15 protein-coding genes are annotated in these 19,773 nt (G+C 51.4%); 7 read left to right on the top strand and 8 right to left on the bottom strand.

What is annotated here, in order from left to right:
- The gene (locus tag FJ146_07920) at positions 1 to 543 is read left to right on the top strand and encodes a hypothetical protein (protein MBM4251883.1); all 543 of its coding nucleotides are present in this window, start codon (positions 1 to 3) and stop codon (positions 541 to 543) included.
- The gene (locus FJ146_07915) at positions 527 to 1,903 is read left to right on the top strand and encodes a hypothetical protein (GenBank protein MBM4251882.1); all 1,377 of its coding nucleotides are present in this window, start codon (positions 527 to 529) and stop codon (positions 1,901 to 1,903) included. Before FJ146_07920 ends, FJ146_07915 begins: the two co-directional genes overlap by 17 nt.
- Here the strand turns inward: FJ146_07915 and FJ146_07910 are convergent.
- Together FJ146_07910 and FJ146_07905 are read right to left on the bottom strand one after the other, a co-directional pair.
- Positions 1,870 to 3,735, bottom strand: a complete 1,866-nt coding sequence (locus FJ146_07910; GenBank protein ID MBM4251881.1) for a tetratricopeptide repeat protein — start codon at positions 3,733 to 3,735, stop codon at positions 1,870 to 1,872. The two genes, FJ146_07915 and FJ146_07910, sit on opposite strands and share 34 nt — an antisense overlap.
- 26 nt (positions 3,736 to 3,761) lie before the next feature.
- Entirely contained in the window at positions 3,762 to 4,679 is a 918-nt protein-coding gene (locus FJ146_07905; GenBank protein MBM4251880.1) for a hypothetical protein, read from the bottom strand.
- 232 nt (positions 4,680 to 4,911) lie between these two features.
- On the opposite strand from FJ146_07905, the gene FJ146_07900 reads away from it, so the two are divergent.
- Together FJ146_07900 and FJ146_07895 are read left to right on the top strand one after the other, a co-directional pair.
- Positions 4,912 to 5,748 carry a glycosyltransferase gene (locus tag FJ146_07900; protein MBM4251879.1) on the top strand — a complete coding sequence of 279 codons (837 nt, stop codon included), beginning with the start codon at positions 4,912 to 4,914 and terminating at the stop codon, positions 5,746 to 5,748.
- Positions 5,749 to 5,774: 26 nt separating this feature from the next.
- Positions 5,775 to 6,752, top strand: a complete 978-nt coding sequence (locus tag FJ146_07895) for an alpha/beta fold hydrolase (protein MBM4251878.1) — start codon at positions 5,775 to 5,777, stop codon at positions 6,750 to 6,752.
- On the opposite strand, the gene FJ146_07890 is transcribed toward FJ146_07895, so the two are convergent.
- The 4 genes from FJ146_07890 to FJ146_07875 are packed head-to-tail and all read right to left on the bottom strand — an operon-like array spanning position 6,753 to position 13,696.
- Entirely contained in the window at positions 6,753 to 8,408 is a 1,656-nt protein-coding gene (locus tag FJ146_07890; protein ID MBM4251877.1) for a hypothetical protein, read from the bottom strand.
- Entirely contained in the window at positions 8,405 to 10,105 is a 1,701-nt protein-coding gene (locus FJ146_07885; GenBank protein ID MBM4251876.1) for a tetratricopeptide repeat protein, read from the bottom strand. The genes FJ146_07890 and FJ146_07885 overlap by 4 nt, the downstream gene beginning before the upstream one ends.
- Positions 10,059 to 12,110: a tetratricopeptide repeat protein gene (locus FJ146_07880; protein ID MBM4251875.1), complete on the bottom strand. Its 2,052-nt coding sequence runs from the start codon at positions 12,108 to 12,110 to the stop codon at positions 10,059 to 10,061. The genes FJ146_07885 and FJ146_07880 overlap by 47 nt, the downstream gene beginning before the upstream one ends.
- A complete protein-coding gene (locus tag FJ146_07875; GenBank protein ID MBM4251874.1) occupies positions 12,083 to 13,696 on the bottom strand; it encodes a hypothetical protein in 1,614 nt (537 codons plus the stop codon). Before FJ146_07875 ends, FJ146_07880 begins: the two co-directional genes overlap by 28 nt.
- Before the next feature lie 246 nt (positions 13,697 to 13,942).
- Between FJ146_07875 and FJ146_07870 the strand changes: the two genes are divergently transcribed.
- Positions 13,943 to 15,517 carry a signal recognition particle protein gene (locus tag FJ146_07870; protein MBM4251873.1) on the top strand — a complete coding sequence of 525 codons (1,575 nt, stop codon included), beginning with the start codon at positions 13,943 to 13,945 and terminating at the stop codon, positions 15,515 to 15,517.
- A gap of 12 nt (positions 15,518 to 15,529) precedes the next feature.
- Positions 15,530 to 16,936: a tRNA (N6-isopentenyl adenosine(37)-C2)-methylthiotransferase MiaB gene (gene miaB, locus FJ146_07865; protein ID MBM4251872.1), complete on the top strand. Its 1,407-nt coding sequence runs from the start codon at positions 15,530 to 15,532 to the stop codon at positions 16,934 to 16,936.
- Between the two features lie 10 nt (positions 16,937 to 16,946).
- Here the strand turns inward: miaB and FJ146_07860 are convergent, their stop codons facing one another.
- Entirely contained in the window at positions 16,947 to 18,098 is a 1,152-nt protein-coding gene (locus FJ146_07860) for a hypothetical protein (GenBank protein MBM4251871.1), read from the bottom strand.
- 117 nt (positions 18,099 to 18,215) lie between these two features.
- Positions 18,216 to 19,280 carry a DUF1573 domain-containing protein gene (locus FJ146_07855; protein ID MBM4251870.1) on the bottom strand — a complete coding sequence of 355 codons (1,065 nt, stop codon included), beginning with the start codon at positions 19,278 to 19,280 and terminating at the stop codon, positions 18,216 to 18,218.
- Between the two features lie 149 nt (positions 19,281 to 19,429).
- On the opposite strand from FJ146_07855, the gene FJ146_07850 reads away from it, so the two are divergent.
- Complete coding sequence (locus FJ146_07850; GenBank protein ID MBM4251869.1) at positions 19,430 to 19,717, top strand: hypothetical protein; 288 nt, start codon at positions 19,430 to 19,432, stop codon at positions 19,715 to 19,717.
- Positions 19,718 to 19,773: the final 56 nt, after the last annotated feature.

Here is a 19,773-nt window from a genome sequence, read left to right as displayed (position 1 = left end):
ATGAATGCAAAGCACTCAGACAATACCTCTATTCTCGGTGGCAAGACGTTGCTGACCGGAATCTGGCTAATAGCTTTTTTTCTAAGTGTGCGTCCGTCGACTACACTCATCCCATGGCTCGGCATCAGTTTCAGCCAATGGGTAGATCAGGCTTGGGACCAGATGGTAGCGGATCCCCAAATGCGTTCACGGGCGTTCGACGAGCGTTTTGGCTCAGCTTATGAGAAGTTGCCGCATCGACTGCGCCAATTCGCAAGTGATGTAAGCGAGGGCAAATGGACAGCGCGCGTGAGCGAGCCGTACCTTGGTGAGCCCCTGGCAATTGCCGGAGTCGTTAGGCTATTTCCCGAAATCGAGAACATCGCGGTATCTTCTCAACTCACGTCTCAAGACGAGCTCTATCAGAGACTATTTGAGGGGCTATATCCGGTACTGGTCAGCGAGGGCTTTGCCAGCAGGTATCGCCTCATGGCACCTGGCGAAACCACAGACTGCCAGCTCCTAGGCGCAACTAAGGAGGCGCAACTTGTACGCTGTCCTTAAATGCGGCGCCATCTTTGTTGGCCTCAGTAGCCTCTTTTACTTTCTAGGCCGTAGCGTCCTTGGTTGGCGCCAGCATGCCGCACCATCTACCGCATTAGCGGCGGGTTTGGTCCTAAATCTACTCTGTGCAATGCTCACCGGTCAGATCGTTGGCGGTCTTGTAGTTGCCGGTATGACGGCGGTCGCCTCCGGGGCACTGGCACGCTATTGGGGAGCGACAACTGCCGACGCAAGCCCAGACACCGCAGGCGATCAGGCTCAAGGAATTCGCTTCTTGATTGGACTGGGAGTAATTGCCAGCTGCTTCCTCATCCTATGTCTGGTCGAGCCCATCAAGGATTGGGACGCGCGATCAATTTGGTTTTACCACGCTAAGGTTATTTACCATACCAAGAGCATATGGGCCGGAGGTGCCTGGGCCACAGAGGCCAATATCTACACGCATCTAAACTATCCAAAATTATTTTCATTACTTGCTGCGCAAGTCGCCACGCTACTGGGATTTTGGAATGAGTACGCCCCCAAATTGGCCATCACCCTATTAGCCCTGCCCATGCTTGCCTTTTACTGCGAAGCTTGGCAACGCCTTTGCAGTAAATATGACACGGATAAAGGCGTCGGCTGGATTTATGTTGGGATGCTGACGCTGCTCCTCTTTGGTTTCGATGGCTCAGGTTTTTTTCTCTTCAATGGCTATATGGATGGCTGGGTAGCGCTCTACGCCTGCCTAGCAACGATAGCTTGGGTGACAAGTGGTAATCTGTGGCAGGTTTTTGTATTTCTATGTCTAGTTGCCGAGATTAAGCAGGAGGGGTTGATCCTTGCAGGCATAGTCAGCACGATCGGCATCGCGTTACAGGCACCTCGAGTACGAGCTCTACTTCATAGCCAAGGTAAATTCGTCATGCTGCGTCATGCTGGCAAAGGCGCATTACTCATCGTGCCGATCTTCGCTTGGTTTATAGCCGTGAAGGTTCAGCATCTGGCGCGGAGCCATTACTCGGGCAACACCTTTGAGAGAGCTTTAGCAAGACTGTCGACCCCAAGTGACTGGGAGTGGATAGTCGCAAATATCTTACTGCATAACGCCATGGTCTTACCGTCGCTTGCTCTTGCGACGGTGTTGACGCTAGTGATCATCCGCCAAAGGCGCGGTCAACCGATCATTTTACTACTGCCGCTCTTAACAGCAGTTGGCTACATTGCTGTCGTATTCTGTGTTTACTTAGCAACCAATGCTGATCTTTATTGGCACCTGGGTGCATCTGCTGGGCGCGTAGGATTATCCATTGCGTTGCTACTTGCAACGTTCAATTTTTTGGCTATTTACTGCCTCTTCTGCAACAAACGATCTGCCTGATCAGCACGTCCGAGCTTTTTGTAGGTCTCTGCCAAGTCGAGGGTAAGATCGCGGTCGAAAGGCATCATGCGTGATAGTACCTCTTGCTCCGCAGCAAGTTTATCCCACTTGGATTGTAGCTTCAAAATTCTGATCAAATTCAGTCTCGGTGGAATATCCGTTGGTGCAATGCGCATGGCACCTCTAAAATTTCTCTCTGCCTCCTCAAACCTACCCTGTTTGGCGGCGATGTAGCCAAGATTCTGAAAGGACATGTAAAAATCTGGCGCCAATGTCAGGGCTTGACGGCAGGCTGCAGTGGCTTCCTCCCACATTTCGCGCCTAGCTAACGCTCCGCACAAATTATTGAACGCCAGCGGATAAGACGGAAACACGGCAATTGCCCGTTTTAGCGACTCCGTCGCCTCGACCAGCCGGTTCACATTGATATAGCTATTACCCAGATTATTGTGCACACGGCCCCAATCTGGCCTTAGTGATAGAGCTGCGCTGAAATACTTAATCGAATCGTCCCATTGCTTTTGGTTTGCTGCGTCGTTACCCAAGCCCACCAAAGCCATCACGCCATTAGGCTCGACATCAACACTATGTTGAAAAAGGGCGCGCTCATTGGCCCAGTATCTGACTTGTATCACACTGAGAACCGTAAATAGCGCGCATATACCGACAGCCAAAGATTGCAGCTGCCTCAGACTAAGACTGGGCCAAAAACGCTGGATACTTGCCAAGTGTACCTGCGACACCAAAAACGCCGGTACGACCATGGCTAGGTAGGCATAACGATCACAGACCGTCGTCAAAAATTGGTTTGAAAACATGAGAAAACCGAGATTTGGCGCAAGAAGCAGCGCAAATGCTACAAGCGATCCGAGGAGCAGAGGAAAGCGGCGACGGTGACGCAGTAAGTAAATAAAGGCAAGCGCCGGTAACACGCCTAGGGCGCAAAGCAAATAATTGCTTGCCACCAAGTCGGGCCGCCGCGCGTAATCGACGGCGTACCCGAATGGGATCAGGATCTTGCGCGCATAAAACAGCAAGGCATCGCCGGCAACAAATGGGCGCTGCCACCAGGCAACAACCGGCAGTGGCCCTTCGGGCGCCTGTGCGCCACTAGTCAGCTTAGCAATCATGACACCGACACCAAGCGGGAGGGCAAGCGTCAGGCCGACGCGCCACCAGATCCTCTTCGCCACAAAAATGCCGATAAAACCCATCAATAAAGGCACGACGACTGCTGCAGGTTTGGCCAAGATGGCAAGAATGGTGAGTCCTACGACTGAGCCATAATTGATCATCATTCTGGCATTGCTCAGTTTGTCCTTGCGATTTAACTGCCTGATGTAAACATAAACGGCGCTTAGCGATAAAAAGGCGCAGAGTAAGTCCTTGGCCCCGGTAATCCAACTCACTGCTTCCACCTGGAGAGGATGAAGCAAAAAGAACATAGCGCCCACCAAGGCGGCTATTTGCGATGCTCCGAACTGACATAGAATCAACCACACCAAGTAACCATTGGCAGTGTGAAGCAGCACATTACCAAAGTGAAAGAGACCGGGATTTGGCACCGCAGGGGTGCTAGGATCCTGACCTATGCGTGAGATGGCAACGCCACCAGCCCAATAGGTGTAGGTTACTGGAATAAAAAGTCCGAGATGAGGACGCTCCCAGAAGGCCCCAAGTTCATCCGCGGTCAGCGACTGCAAATGGGGATTCTTGACGATATTCTGATCATCGTCATGCTCCAGGAAGCCGTAGCGTAAGGTGGGTCCGTAGATCGCACTCACCAAAGCTGCCATCAGCAGCAAGACGCGCGGCCGCATGCCTAAAGCCATTATCTACTCCTAGGTTGACCCCTGACTCAGCGACGCCTGAATAGCAAATCGTCGTCGTGCAAGGTACGACTACGGTGAATGAAGGCAGCGGCCGCCGTCGTCGGGAGTTCTGCCAAATTAGGACATTCCGCGTAAAGAATTTGGTGCGCCTGCCACAGTTCATTCACGCAGGGATCATCTGAATGCAAGTGAAAGTGCTTCTCGGCTGATTTTCTCGGATTGCGAGTAGATTTAATGGCCTCAGCCAGCGCATCGGTTGGCACGTATTTATGTCGACGCGGACCACCCAGATAATTCTTTTTCGGTGCAGGGGCCTCGGTTACTTCCGCAATAGATGCGCCGCCCAAATGCTTCAATAATCGTAGGTAGCCTAGTCTTTCGCAGAATTCCTTTTCAACTTCTTGCCACTTAGCGACGATTTCAGCGGTCTCGTCCTGTAAAATCACACCGTAATTGGCGATCACGATCGCTGTTTTATTGATGTGACCACAGATAGAGGAAAATAGATCATCGAGTGATTTTGGATAAGGAACGATCGCAACCTCAGCACCTAAACGTTCCGACAACCAACAAGGAACATTCATGTCGTGGTTGTGTTCGTGGGCCATAAGCAGAGAGACTAAGGAGGTCAATTCAACCACTACTTTAGCCGGCATCAGCGCGTGCACACTCGCGTGATGACTGTCTAACCATTCAGATACTAGGGGTTCGTCTAACTGCTCCAAAAGTTTGTCGACGGGAAATTCCTGCCATCCAAAGTCACTACTCACTTCTGTAATGCGTACAGAAGGTTTTTTTATGAGGACATTGCGGCCAGCACCGCGCGCGTATTTGATCGAAACATAACCAGATTCTGCCTGACACCATTGGGGACACAAAGCTCCGACGCGTTGTGAAATAGCTAGGAACTCCTGCAACGCCGGGGCGACCTGATCAATACGCATAGAACTTCCTGTCATGTCAGTGGCGGTGAAATTTCAACGATGTATGGCTTATTGCGAGATTATACTAAATTTTTCGCCGCCTGGCGGGGAGAAGATAATTTTTCTAGGTGACGACCTAATCATCGATAAATACTGAGTTATCAGGCTTTTTTATAAAATCAACCAAAGCACCTAAGTTAAATGACTGAGCCAATCTTGCCGTTACATAGGACACGGAGGATTAACTCGTCTTATGTCCGGCTTACCGCAAATGAGCCAAGAGCACCGCGCAATGCTTTTTAGGTCATTACGTGACCTAGACTTATCCGTCATCGTCCCCGTTTTTAACGAAGCTAAACACATTAAAGCAAATCTGGACCTACTACTCGCCGAGGTCGTTCCATATTTTTCGAAATTTGAAATCTTAGTTGTGAGTGATGGCAGTACCGACGGTACGGCAGAGGTTTTGCAAGATTTCATACATCCGCAGATAAAATTAATCGCCTACGAAAAAAACCACGGCAAGGGTTATGCCATCCGCGAGGGTTTTAAGAGGTCTCAAGGCGATTTTGTCCTCTTCATCGATGGCGGCATGGAGTTGCATCCACGGGAAATCAGAATATTTCTCGGTCTTATGGAACTTTACGATGCCGACGTCGTTGTCGCATCAAAGCGTCATCCTCAATCACAAATTGACTATCCTACTATTAGGAGGATCCTAAGCTTTATCTATCAGCTACTGATTCGTTACCTATTCAAGATGAACGTAACCGATACGCAGGTTGGACTGAAACTATTCAAGCGTGACGTTATCAGGTCCATCTTGCCACACTTATGTCTAGACCGTTACGGAGCTGACCTCGAGATACTCGCTCTGGCGCGCGCAGCAGGCTATCAACGATTTCTGGAGGCCCCCGTTCGTCTTGACTATTTCAGAACGAATTCAAGACCATTCCTACGCGAAATGTTTCATATATTTCGCGTAGGATCATCAGTCCTACTGGATACGCTACGTCTCTACGGCAGAATTCGCAAACTTACGATTAAGCCCCCTTTAACGGAATCTAGCGACCATGATATAGCTGCCTAATAACTCCTTCACGATTGCGTGGCTGTATGAAGACGCCGAAATTTGTACCTCACCCGCTCCTCAAACATCCTCAGGCGCAAACGGCTTTTGGTGCCCTATTCGCAAGGCCAGTTAAACTCGAGAGTACGCTGCGTCTTTGGGTTGATTTGGGGGACGGTGACTCTTTACTTTTAAACGAGGAACCGGCGAAGCACGACGACACCGATAAGCCGGTAGTCATCATCCTGCATGGACTTGGTGGATCTGGAGATGGAGCAACTATTATCCGTCAAAGCGCGAAACTCAACCAACACGGTTATACTGCCATCAGATTTCATCATCGCGGCTGTGGACGAGGCGTTGGTGGTAGAGCCAAGCAGATCTACCACTCTGGGCGCACTGGAGACATCGTAAGAGCCCTGAACTACCTTGAAAAAAGATGGCCTGGACGTCCAGTATTGGCGATTGCGTATTCGCTGTCAGGGAATATGCTTCTGCGCTTGCTCGGCAATACAGCGCCAAGCCAAATACCTAATTTGGCGGGCGCATTAGCCATATGTCCACCGATTGATCTTGAGGCATGTTCCAACGCCATCGCAACTGCTAGGAACCGGCATATAGATCGATTTTTTAGTTATTTTGTCACCAAGCAGGCTATCGCACGTGATCGTCAGCTAGCAAAATACAGGAATCCCAATCTACGTCATGGACTTAGCTTGCGGGAATTCGACGCCGTTTATACGGCCCCTAACGCCGGATTTAAGTCTCGCGAGGAGTATTACCGTGAATGTTCGGCGGCGCCTGTTTTAGCCAAGATCAGTCTCCCTACTACTATCCTAGCCGCGAAGGATGACCCGATCATACCGTCATCTATCTTTGACGACAGAGTGCCGCAACATATTAACCTTCGTCTTGAGCAGCACGGTGGTCATGTGGGCTTTTATGCTGCAAGCGTGACGCCGTACGGCGATAGGCGCTGGGTCGACGCTTTTGTTTTGGACTGGGTCAAGGCCAGCCATCGCTAGCTAATCGCACCACTTCTCGGCCGGCATTGCAAGCCCCAGTTTTTGTCCCAGAAACGGGAAAAAACTAGGTAGATCTGCATGCGCGGCATAAGCAAATCGGGCCAGGCAGGCAATTTCGAAGCTCTTCCTGTAATCACCGAGCTGCATGAGCGCATAGGCTAAAACCACGTACTGGCCACCGATTGTTGATCTTGAATTAGGATTAGCTAGGATCTGCTCCTTAGTCAGCATATGACCGGGCATGTCATCTGCTACCTCTTGATACTTCCCTAGCTTTACGTAAAGTAGCCACTTATCAAGTAGCGTCACTACGTTAGTAGGCTCAAGCCGTTCTGCCTCCCTAAGATATGGCAACCCGTCCTGATAGCGACCTTCACGCATGGCAACAGCTAACATCCCTATGTTTGCACCGTAGCTATCTGGATTAGACTCAAGCATCGCAGGAAACAGCGTCTTATCATTCCGCCATATTGTTAAGCGCTGCGCGCTCACTGTACCCCAAAATACCGCTAACACTGCGACGCCACCAAAGACCCAACGGGCTGGCAGCCTTGCGATAATGCCTGAGGCAAATAAGGCGATGCCAACCAGAGGTAAATACATATAGTGATCAGCTACCGTAGATACATGCTGGTAGGCGAATCTTACGAGCCCGGATGTTGGTGCCAACGCTACCACAGCAAAGGCAATCAACGCCCACTCTCGCCCCTTGAGTAGCCTAAAAGTGGCAGCAATCAGGGCCGTAGTTGCCATTAGTAAAAATACTGGTCTTATGAACAGCAGCAAATTTATGACTTTCTCTGGGGTGCGCCCATAATCCACGGCCAAATCGAAAGGCCAGAGTAGTTTAGTCAAATAAAAACCGTAACTATCCATCGCCACCAAGAGGCGCGACGCCCACGGTAGGTCAGGGACTGCAAAGCTAATCACCTCGGTCTGAATATCTTTGGTCCGAAGCACTGCGATGAGTCCTATGAGCAACCACGGGAGATATTTTTGTAAAGCGCGGCGCCACTGCCGAGGATTTTCGGCCATCATGATGATGCCAAGCGCAACAGGTAACACCGTGGCTGATGGTTTACAGAGCAGCGCCAAAGCAAACACGACAAAGCCAATGAACTCACGACGCAGAGAGTATCCCTGGTAGAGGCTAAGATTGGTGGTAATTAAAACCATGAGACAACAAAGTAGGTCCCGGAGTCCGGTAACCCAAGCAACCGACTCTACCTGAAGAGGATGCAAAGCGAACAACAATCCGGCCGTAACACCCGCCATTCTGGCGTTGACACCATAGCGGCGATCGATCGGTACGAAGCGATAAGCAAGCACACAAACGAGGCCTGTGTTCACTGCGTGTATCAGCACATTGAGGCCATGGAATAACCGCGGATCTGGAGGCGTCGCAAATTTAAATAATCCGTACCACACGGTATAGACGAGCGGGACAAACATTCCGACAAAGTGTTCAGTCCAAAAACGCCACCACGTACCATCGAGAAACCATGGGTTCTGTGTCACATTCTGATCATCGTCCCAGCTGACAAAATCAAAATTTACCGACCGTCCATAGACCGCCACAACTATGACCAAAACACATATGAGAGGCCAACGTCTCTCCATCGATGCAAAGATCCGCGAATTGTCTGGCGTATTCACGGTACCCCCTCGAGTCTGGTCTGCAAATCCGTCACTCGCGCCAAGAGAAAACGATAACGCTGGTTACTGCTTTGTTCGATCGCTAGCCTTAACGAATCAAGAATCTTACGTCCGTTTATTGCGTCACCCATCTGCAGGTAAACCAAAGCCAAATTGTATCTGAGCACCAAACTATCGTCGGGGCGCGCAACCTTAGTGATCCCTTCCTCTAGCAATGACTTGGCATAGGGCAGATTAAAATAATCGGGATACTGTCTGGAGCTATAGATTGTCGCCAAATTATTAGTGGCGAGATTTGCGAGATATGGATCGGCGAGGGCCAGGCTTTTTTGAAATTGCTCGATAGCCTTGGCTATATCGCCGCGCTCTTGGTAAGCCTGCCCCAGATTATTGAATGCTAGACTACTCGCTGGTACTTTTTTGACCGTGTCCCCCCATAGGCTAAGATTATCGTGCCATACCTGAGCCCGGCCGTGGCTAGCTATCATCATTAACATCAATAATAATGCCATTGTTGGTAAAAGCAGGTGACGCAACAAGCCCATAGATAAGCTCAGTGATCGAGTCACCGCAGAGCCAAGATTTTTTGCCACTTCGATCACCAGGATAGTCATCGCAATCAGCGGTAAGTAAGCATAGCGATCGTTGACAAAATTGATACGCGGCACCAGATTCATCACGGGTGCTAAACTCAAGAGCAAAAATATTATCCATAGGATTTGTTCGCGCAATCGCTTTATAAATAGGATGCTCAATACCGCGATTACAAATATGGCGCCTGTGAGCTGATAATTTCCCCATCCGCCCGAGGACTGATAGGACGGATAGATGATCGATAGATCTAGTGGCCAAAAAAATGCCTGCACGTAAAACCCAAGCACAGCCCAAATCATGCCTGGCCATCCCAGAACGCGCTCTGGCGTCAGCATGACTGCACTTAATTGAGGCACAGCACTCGCATAGGCATGGACTCGCAGGATGACGGCGCCCCCAACGAGAACCAACGCCACCACGTGGACCGGCCATTTTCTGGGAATCGCTCTACGCTCTCTGAGGCAGTCGCTCAAAGCCACCCAAAGAGGCAGGAATATCCCATTAGCCTTGGAAAGTACCGCTAAGACATAAAATCCAAGATAAAGAGTGACCCAGCCAAAACGTCTGGTATTGGTGCGATTGGACTTTTCATACGAGATTAAAGATAGGAGATAAAAACACGTCGCTAAAAGTCCTTTGCGCTCACTGATCCAAGCGACCGTCTCCACCTGGAGGGGATGAATAGCAAAGATCCCGACAGCCGCCCAAATAATCCGCGGATCTTTGATGATTCTTTTTAACCACACCCAACACAGCAAGACATTCACAACATGTAGGAATAAATTACTTAAGTGTTGGACCGACGGCTGAAAGCCTGCAAATCGCACTTCGCACCAATAAGACATGAGAGTCAGGGGCATATAGTCCCCATTGTAATACCCGCCAAATGCTGCCTTGACGGCGTCGATGAACGGCATACGTAAAATAGCATTATCTGCTATGAGTAAATCATCATCCCAAAGCACATAGGACATCGACCGCACCTGCCAAAAGACACATAGCACGCTGATCACAATGAAACCCAAGGGGATATGCTCCCGATCAACTAGACGGACTTTACTCACGACGCCCCCCGAGGACTCGAGCCAAACCCTCTCGCGCATCCAGACGATTCACTTCAAGACTCAAAGCATTTCTATAGGCGTCTGCGGCTGCCTTCAGGTCTCCCTTGCGCTCAAAAACAAGAGCGAGATTTACATATCCAGTAGCCAACTTGGGAGCCAAACGGACTCCCTCGCGCAACTGGACTTCGGCCTCTTCAAAACGACCGAGCGAGGCAAGCAAAGAACCCAAATTGATTCGCGGCGCTACCGACTGTGCATCGATAGCTATAGCCTGCAAATAAGCGCGTACCGCGGCCTGAGGATCCCCATGATCTGCGAGAAAATCACCGTATACTGTGTGAATCTCAGAGGCATTGGGTTGCCTGCGCAGTGCCTCAAGGTACATGCGGTTAGCGCCTTCTATGTCTTTGATACCGACCAATGCATCGGCCAGAAGCCGTGCCGTCTCGGCACGCCCAGGAAACAAATCCTCACTTTGCATGAGGTAGCCTCGGGACACCTCGAATTGTCCCAGCTGATTAGCTACGCGCGCGGCACCTTCTAGTGCTGTTGCCGTGGATGCTCCGCTCCCAATGATCTTATTGAACTGCTCCAGTGCAAGTTCATGCTGGCCCTGGCGTTCGTAGGCAAGGCCCAAATTATAAAGTCCGTCACGAAAGCGCGGACGCAGGGATAAAGCGCTCGTAAAGGCCCTAGCGGCATCTGTCCAGCGTTGATCCGTCATGTAGCCAGCCCCAAGTGACTGCCAAGCTACTAAGCTCCCCGGATTGCGTGCAAGTGTGTGGGTAAAGAGGGCGTCGGCGCTTGCCCATGTCTCTACCTGCATACTCGCGAGTATAGCCAGGGCTGCAGTCACACTTGGCACGGCGATCAGCGCCACTTTTGGCTTCACACTGTTTAGCAACCAAACGCATATCAAGGACACTCCGAGCATGGGCATATACATGTAGCGGTCTGCAACCGTTGAGTGACTTTGGAACTCAAATGGCACTAGACCCAAAACAGGGCTCAAAGCAGCCACTAAGATACCAGCCCCCAGCCACCATCCGGACCGACGCTTCACCCACAGGGCGATCAGAACCAGGCCAATAAAGATCGCTGAAAACCATACTTGCGGCTGGTTCAATACCCAAACCGGTGTCGCCCCGTAGTCAATAATTAGTCCCAACGGCACCAGGGTTTTGGCTGTATAAAAAGAGAGGGCATCTGCTGCAATTAATAGGCGCTTAAGTGGAGACACCACCATCTTAGCCTGCTGCGCTTGTGACTCCCACACCGTCGCCATGATAGGTGCACTGAGCGCAAACCAGGCCGCCACCACCATGCCCGCACGCCGCCACGGCCAATGTTGGTAGAGCGCAATAACAATCACGACGCACGGCAGCGCCAATGCGGCAGGCTTAGCCAACAATGCAGCAAAATAAAGTAACGAAGCACCAAAGAGACGGCGCCGTAGCCACCTTTGTTCAGCTCCGCTTTTCATGATCAAGTAGACTGAGGGTAGAGCAAAACTGGCGCAGAGAACATCTTTAAGACCTGTAACCCATGCTACCGGTTCAACCTGGAGGGGGTGCAAGGCAAATACCGCCGCGCCTGCGAAGACCATGAATGCGCGTCGCGTAACGAGCCGCATGATGGCTGCAACCCAGAGGGTGTTGAGGCAGTGCAGAAGTACATTTACGGCATGAAACTTGGCAGCTGAAAAAATGAAATAGCCATCACCACTAATGCCAATTTGACTCACCTTAGCGATCAGAGCCCAAAGAGTATAGGTTAAGGGAATATACAGTTTGTGCAGTGGAGCCTGCCAAAATTGTTTGGTGCTCTCTGACCCACTGATGGCGAGATAAGGGTTCTCCGTCACATTTAGTGCGTCATCGTATGGTACAAAATCAAAACCGATGGTTCTGCCGTACACAGTGAGGACAAGGACTGTAAGCAGGACCGACGTAAGGATCATACGACTAGGTACTGTGGAGTGGCCCATATCGGCGGCAGTGGGTTGCGCACCGTTTTTTATTTCAGTCCGAACAGAGTCGCCCATTCTATCACTCGCTCCGGTGGGATCAATTTGCAATAATTGGCGCCGGCAAATTGCTGAATGACAGCAGTTTTTCCGGTCTGCAATTCAGCCGTGTCCAGTATCCACTGGTCTTTTTGGGTACCGTCACGCTCAAACCTAAACCCACTTGCAATAAACTGTTGTCCGGTGGATTTGCGACTACTCCGAATCCTGAAGGGGCCGTAACTGACCGAGTTTACCGCCTCTGTCGCGTCTTGACTCAAATCCCATCGCGCAGGATTGCCATAGCGATCTTTAAGTCTGTCTAATTGTTTCTCATCAATCACGAGACTAATCGCAGAGGCGATGATTTTTTGGTTCATTTGCGCACAGTTTAGCGGCACCGCTGAACTCGTGAGCCCAGACTCGGCGACAAAAGCCTCCTGACTGCGCATCTTACACGAGACGGATTTAGGCGAAAGATAGCGATCCTTTGATACATCGGTAATATTCCGATCTTGATCCACATACATGGGTAGATGCAGTTTAATCCGATCATTGATTTTAGTGACTGATGATTTATCAAAAATAAATGCCGGCTGGCTCAGCAATGATACGTAGGTTTTCACGTCAAAGTCGACGCGCGACCAGCCGTCTGCATCAAGCGCAAAGGCAGACTTTTGCATGAACTGACAGAGATCCGCGAGGGCGTTCTCACTAGCAAAATAGGGCTGAAGTAACTGCTTGGTCGCAGCTACAGACTCTTTAATAGCATTAGCGCCGTCGGCTTTAGTTACACCAGCAATAGCTCCCTCGATAGATTGAGCGGCAATAAAATCTACAATCTGGCGCCCAATAAGGCCGTGCGCCTCATCGAGGTCTACCGCTCCATCGATAACGTCACCGTCGGCTGGCGTACCGTCTGCAAACTGGGCATGTTTAACGCCACGCAAAACAATAACTGGTTTGTCCAAAATGGCTGCGGCGTCGCTTTCAGCGAGGTTTTGCATGACCTGATGCTCACGCGCCATATAGTTGATGCCAGTTAGGCCATCGAGTTCACCGCCGAGTGTGAGAACCGGGCGCTGGTAGTCATTGAGATTTTTACCGATGACAGGTGTCCGCGGCAGGTAGCTGGCTAATAGAATCAACCCCGGTAGCTTAAATCTTAGAGGTGCATCAGAGGCAAAAATTCCTCCGGCACTGTGGCCCGCAAGAAACACGTGGCTCGCAGGCTGGTCGACTCCTCGCTCTTTTAAGTACTTAACGGCTTCATTAACGGCTCCGTCGCTTTGGAGTGGGTTCGTAAAATCGCCAAGAAAATGCGGCACAAACACCCCGACAGAACCACCAGAGAGTTGGACGATCTTTTGGGCTAGAGCCGTGTACACGGCTGGTTTCATGTAAGCCCCAGTAAACAGCACCAGTATGGTCCGCGGATCTCCCGCCATGATGCGCAGAGATGCCGAACTATCAGTCACGGTGACTGGAACGTCCGCAGACTTGGTGCCACTGCCCGTGGTCTTACAGGCAGGAAGAGTCGTGCTTAACGCCAACATGAGAGCTAGCAGCCAGCTGATGCACCTAAGTTTCGTCGTCACATGTGCGCAAACTCGCCCATCTGCCATGAGTAGTCCCCTATGGTATCTGCCCCTCGGGGGTGGGCCTAACCGTGATGAATATGATTCATCAATGATACTGGCAGTTTGGGGGGCGGTAGAAGCTGGTTAACCCACCCAAATCGCAACCCCCTGATATGAAGGAGTATTTTTCTGCACTAAAGATTTAAGTCGATCAGATTTTGACTAGTTACACCGAGAAAGGCTATACGCATACTGCCCTTTTCCCCTTTTGAGATCCTGGAGAGACGCACAATGTTGGACGTCCTGAGCGAAGGGTTCCGCCAGGCGCGGGATAAGTTTCGCGGCAAAACGACCCTGTCCGATGAGAATATTGACGAAGCCTTAGTAGCCATACGCCAAAGTTTGCTCGAGGCAGACGTAGAGTATGGCGTCGCCAAGAAGTTTTTGGCCGATGTGAAAGAGCAGGCAGTAGGCACCCAGGTACAGCTCAAGGCTGGCGGCGGCGCGATGCGTGTTAGTGCTGGTGATCATTTCGTTAAGATATGCCAGGACGAGCTTGTTAAACTGATGGGTCCAGCTGATCCTAGCCTAAACTTCGTTAGCAACCGGCCAACGACGTTCATGATGGTCGGCTTGCAGGGTAGCGGTAAAACGACGACCACAGGTAAGCTTACCAAGTATCTTGTCGATCAGCACAAGCGGAAGCCACTCTTGGTGGCCGCCGATATTTACCGCCCAGCAGCCGTTGATCAGTTGCAAGTACTCGGCAACACACTAGGCGTCCCAGTTTTCCACGTCAGTGGCGCCTCGCCGGTGGATATCTGCAAGCAGTCGCTGCAAAAGGCATACGACCTTGGATGCGACACGATCCTGATGGATACCGCTGGCCGTCTCGCCATTGACGAAGCTCTGATGAAGGAGCTGGATGACATCAAAGCCACTACGAGACCGGATAATATCCTTCTCGTGTGTGACGCCATGATGGGCCAGGACGCTGTAACCACCGCTAAAAGCTTTAATGATCGCCTCAATTTGACGGGTGTGGTCATGACGAAGCTGGATGGTGACGCGCGCGGTGGCGCAGCACTGAGTATCAAAGAGGTTACGGGTAAACCGATTAAATTTCTTGGTATGGGCGAGAGTTTGGATCGCCTGGAAGAGTTCCGCCCTGATGGCTTAGCCAGCCGTATCCTCGGCATGGGCGATATTGTCGGTTTAGTTAAAGACTTTGAGCGTGTCGCGACCGAAGACCGCGAGGCCGATGCCCTACGGATGCTGCAGGGACAGTTCACGCTAAGGGACTTTTACGAACAAATCTCGATGATCCAGAAGATGGGTCCTCTCAAGGACATCATCGCAAAAATGCCGCTCCCCGGCATGCCCAAAGACATCAACGTCGACGACCGGCAATTGCTTCGCATTCGCGCCATCATCGATTCGATGACGAACGAAGAGCGGGTCAATCCCAAAGTATTTAACGACAATCGCATTCGCCGCGTAGCCAAAGGATCGGGCCGCGCCCCCAAAGAGGTCACCGAGCTCCTCAAGATGTTTAACGGCATGCGTCAAATGATGGGCATGTTTGGCAAGAATATGGGCCTACTAGGTAAGATCCCAGGTATGGGCGGCCTCGCCCAACTGAACAACATGCGCAAGATGGCCCAACAAATGGGTGGTCCCGGCGGCATGCCCGGCATGCCCGGAATGGGTGGGCTAGGCGGTATGCCAGGCCTAGGCGGGATGCCAGGCCTAGGCGGTATGTTTGGCGACGCCGGTGGAGCCACGCGGCGCCCCGTCGACCGCGACAAGCAACGCAAACTGCGCAAAGACGCGAAAAAAGCCCGCAAGAAGAACAGAAAGAAGTAGGATCAGACGACCGTGAGTGAAGTAACACAGCAATCCGCCACCATAACGCAGCCTAAAAAAGTCCACATAGAAACTTGGGGCTGCCAAATGAACGCCGCCGACAGCGAGCGGATGCTGGCGATTTTGGCTGAAAAAAACTACGCTCTCACTCAGTCTGCCGACGACGCGGATTTGGTGCTTTTAAACACCTGCCACATCCGCGAAAAAGCCAAACATAAAGTACTCAGTCGCCTAGGCATACTGCGCGAGCTCAAGCGTGACCGTCCAGGCATGAAGATAGCAGTCGCCGGCTGTGTGGCTCAGGCCGAGGGGCGTCGCCTTTTGAAAGCTGCGCCGCAAATTGACGTGTTGCTGGGCCCAGGCAAGATTGAAGAACTTCCACGCCTGCTTGAAGAGCATGCGGCAAGCGGTCAGAGCTCCGTGGCGACCGGCTTTGCCCGACGCCATACTCACGACGGCGATGACGCCGCAGCTGCTGTGACTGCGACACCCGTCACAACCGAGCTGCAGGCCCCCCCCACACTCAGCGGCAAGCGTGAGATCTCACGATACGTCAATATTCAGCAAGGCTGCAACAACTACTGCACTTTCTGCGTCGTGCCATTTACGCGCGGGCGTGAGTTATCGCGCAGCGTTAGCGACATCGTCTCTGAATCGAAGGCTTTGCTTGCTAGCGGCGCCCGCGAGATCACCTTGTTGGGTCAAAACGTCAATAGCTACGGTAGCGATCACGGTCCTGAGACGCACTTTGTCGATCTCCTGCGCGAGGTCGCATCGCTACCTGAGTTGGCACGACTGCGTTTTACGACATCCAATCCGCACGACTTCACCAAGGATTTAGCCGAACTGTTTGCCTCTGAGCCCAAACTAGGACGCTACATCCATCTGCCAGTCCAAAGCGGCAGCGACCGTATCCTGCAGAGAATGCAACGCAAGGTCACCGCGGCTGAGTACCTTGAGCGCGTGAGTTGGCTGAGAGCTGCTGTTCCGGATATCGCTATCTCAACTGACCTGATTGTTGGATTCCCCGGAGAGACCGAGGAAGACTTTGCTGCCACCCTTGGACTTGTAGAACAGGTGGGCTTCAGCTTTTCCTTCACCTTCAAATATTCGCCGCGCAACAACACCCCAGCAGCACGCTACCTAGACCAGGTGCCCGAACATGTGAAAGAGGAGCGCCTAGCTCGTCTGAACGCGCTACAAAACCGCATCACTACGTCATTGAACACTAGTGAGATCGGCACGACGAGACAGGTCCTTTTCCTCTATGAGAGCGAAAAGATGCCAGGCCATTTTTACGGGCGTACAGACCACTTCCGTCTAGTGCGCGTGGCTGCAGCGCGTCAACTCACCGGTGACATTGCCGCAGTTCGGATTACCGATGCCAATAAAACCGCGTTGCTCGGTGAATTGATCTAGATCACATGAGTCACAGCTGATTGGACCAATCAGGTTTGCCGGTAATCATTTTGCTGACCCAGTCGGCGAGATTGATTTGGCCGCTAAGTACGTCGTTAGGTGGAACATTGTGGAAAGTGTGCCGCTCCCCACCGACGTAGAAAACCTTCTGCATCACGCCTAGATCATTTGCAGCGACATCGCGAATCATGCGACCAATGGTGGAGAACCCATATTCAGCACCAAGCAGAATCGAAAAGGCTGTCATCACCCAATCGTTGTACGATGAAATAAACGCAAAACGGTCTTGCGGAAACCGCGCAGCGTTGTACCGAAGTAGACCCGCAAAGTCGATTGGTCCGGGCGAAATCACCGCATAGTCCGGTGGAATAATGTCTTCGACACCCCAAGCGCTGATCAGACGGTCAACGCCCTCTGCTGAAACATAAGGTATCTTAAATGGTGCACCTGCATCGGAGATGACATAGGCGGGTGCTTTATCATAAAACTTACGCAACTGATGCAGATTGAACATAGCGCCGAGCCCACCAGCGCTAGACCCCATAACAACGATGCTCTGGGGAGATGGGAAAAGTTTTTTGGCAGCAGCGAAGGCCTTGGTGATGTTGCGGTAGCCGAAATGCTTAATGGTGATGGGATGCTTGGGGTTACCAAGCTTACGCTCGCGATTTCCCATAAATAAATCACCGGTGCAGTATGGTACCTCCACCACATTGTAGTCGGCCGATATCGGATTGGCGGGAACACTCAAATCCGTCCAGCCAGAGTGCGTCTGTTGTGGGTCGCGCCGCGTCAGATTGCGGGCTGTGCCACCGTAACAACGATCACCATGACAATCACAGGACACCGTATCCCAGCAAGCGCCGCCGCCCTGGAGATAAATATATAGTTTGGTGGCATTGGGGCGCCGCGTGACGTTTAAAAACATCGGCGTCCCATCAGCACACTCAGCCCCCGGCAGTTCATAGGTGCAGGTAGCATAATCGGGACAGCTATTGAACGCCTTGGCATAAAGATTAGTAGCAGCAGTCACGCCACCAAGGAGTACAACCAGAACACGAGCGAATGACCGTTTGATCATACTTAGCCCCTGGTAGCCGATAGTTGTATGACTACTGATTAGCGATCTGTGGTTCCACAGCTTCGTAAATAGCCGGGACATTGCGGAAGGAATGCGTCACGATCCAATAGCCAAGAAGCCCCACAACAAACAGAACTGAAGAAACTACATAAATAGTTACTAGCACGAGTGGCCCCTCATAAGTCTGCTTATACCACGTTACCTAAACAGAGCATAGAAATCGACAGATAGTTCCGGCTGCACAGGGTCCGTGGTCTCTATATAGATCTTACCACGAACACTACCTGCCCTACTTAGGCCATTCTTTAGCTCGACATTAATCTGCTGCATATCATTTTGCAGTGATGCTGATTCGATCTTGAGTAAGTTAGCCACCTGGTCGACCTTTTGCCCGTTAATTTGCATATCGCCACGCATACTAACGACCTTGTAGTTGTCGGAGCCCCGAAGAGTCACTACTCGCTGAGCTCCCTCAGTCGCTCCGAGGGAACCAAACTCTATGTAGCTGGGTGCCACCTCGAAGTTGCTCATAACCTGGCCGCGTACGGGAATCGTGAGCTTTGGTAGGTGCTGCGAGTTATTGCGTACCACAATCGACTCCTTCAGAAAACCTGGCGGCACGCCGGCAAGCAGCTGAGCCGTTAGAATCCAATCGTCTTTATCGCGCGCAACTTGCGCTGATAGGACTTTCTCATTGAAATCGAGCCCCTTGATTTCAAGCTGCTGTCCGGGTGCCGATCTAATGCGAATGGTACGTGCATCATTCGCTTTCGGTTTAACGCTGGCGAAATCCAGTAAAGGTGGATCGGCAAAAATCTCGGACTTGACCTTAGCTCTAATCGTTAGCGTGCGATCCGGCAAAAGCCGCTCGTTACTGATTACTGTCACTGTCTTTACTAGGTTACCGATAAAGTCACTGGTATCGAGAGTCACTTCGATCGTACCACTTTGCCCTGGCTCATAGCGTCGCCCTCGATCGACCTCCACAGCTGTACAATTACATGCCGCGTGCACCCCTTGGATCGTCAATGGGCCCGGCCCTTTATTGACGAAACGAAAGGTCTGAGTCAGTTGCGTGCCACGGAACACCTCGCCAAAGTCATGACTACTCTTGTCGAAATGGAGGGTCCCGTAAGTAAGTCCTGCGGCGACGGCCGACGAGGCTGTGATCGCCAACAGCAGAGCTCCCACTGCATTCAAAACGATGGCAATGAGCCTACCTTGGCTGAATCTGATTAATCCCACAGTGATTCCTCCTGAGATGTCATGACCATATCTTAATCAGGCCGCCCCTGAAGTGCTAGCAGGGAAATTTTTACCGCGTTAAGTCAACGAGGCAAATGACCGACAGGTGATGCGTATGACCGAGTCAGAAGCCTCATAGACACATAACGAGATCAGGGACTGAATCCATGGCAAGTCAAGAAGTCAAAGGCGCCCCGGCAGAGGAGTCTACGTTTTACACGCGACTTATCATCGACAAGGCGCGACGACGACTCATTTCCATCGCGGTAGTGATCGGATTTTTTGCCTTTTGTGTGCTGATAAACCAGGAAATTTCGCACCCTAATCCATCCGCCTGGATGCCTGGGTTGCCGATAGTCATTCTAGGACTTATTGTGACAGCTGTGCCTATGTCTGAGAAATGGGAGTATAAGCCATGGCAAGCACGTGCTCGCCAGTACGAACGAAACCAGTAAATCGGCGTGCATCGTGGCTTTGGCTTGCATCAATCGCTCTCGCATCAATGCTATTT

This window comes from Deltaproteobacteria bacterium, assembly GCA_016874735.1.
GTDB lineage: Bacteria > Bdellovibrionota_B > Oligoflexia > Oligoflexales > CAIYRB01 > CAIYRB01.
Note: the sequence above shows the minus strand (reverse complement) of the source record. Positions and strands in the feature narration are given on the sequence as shown.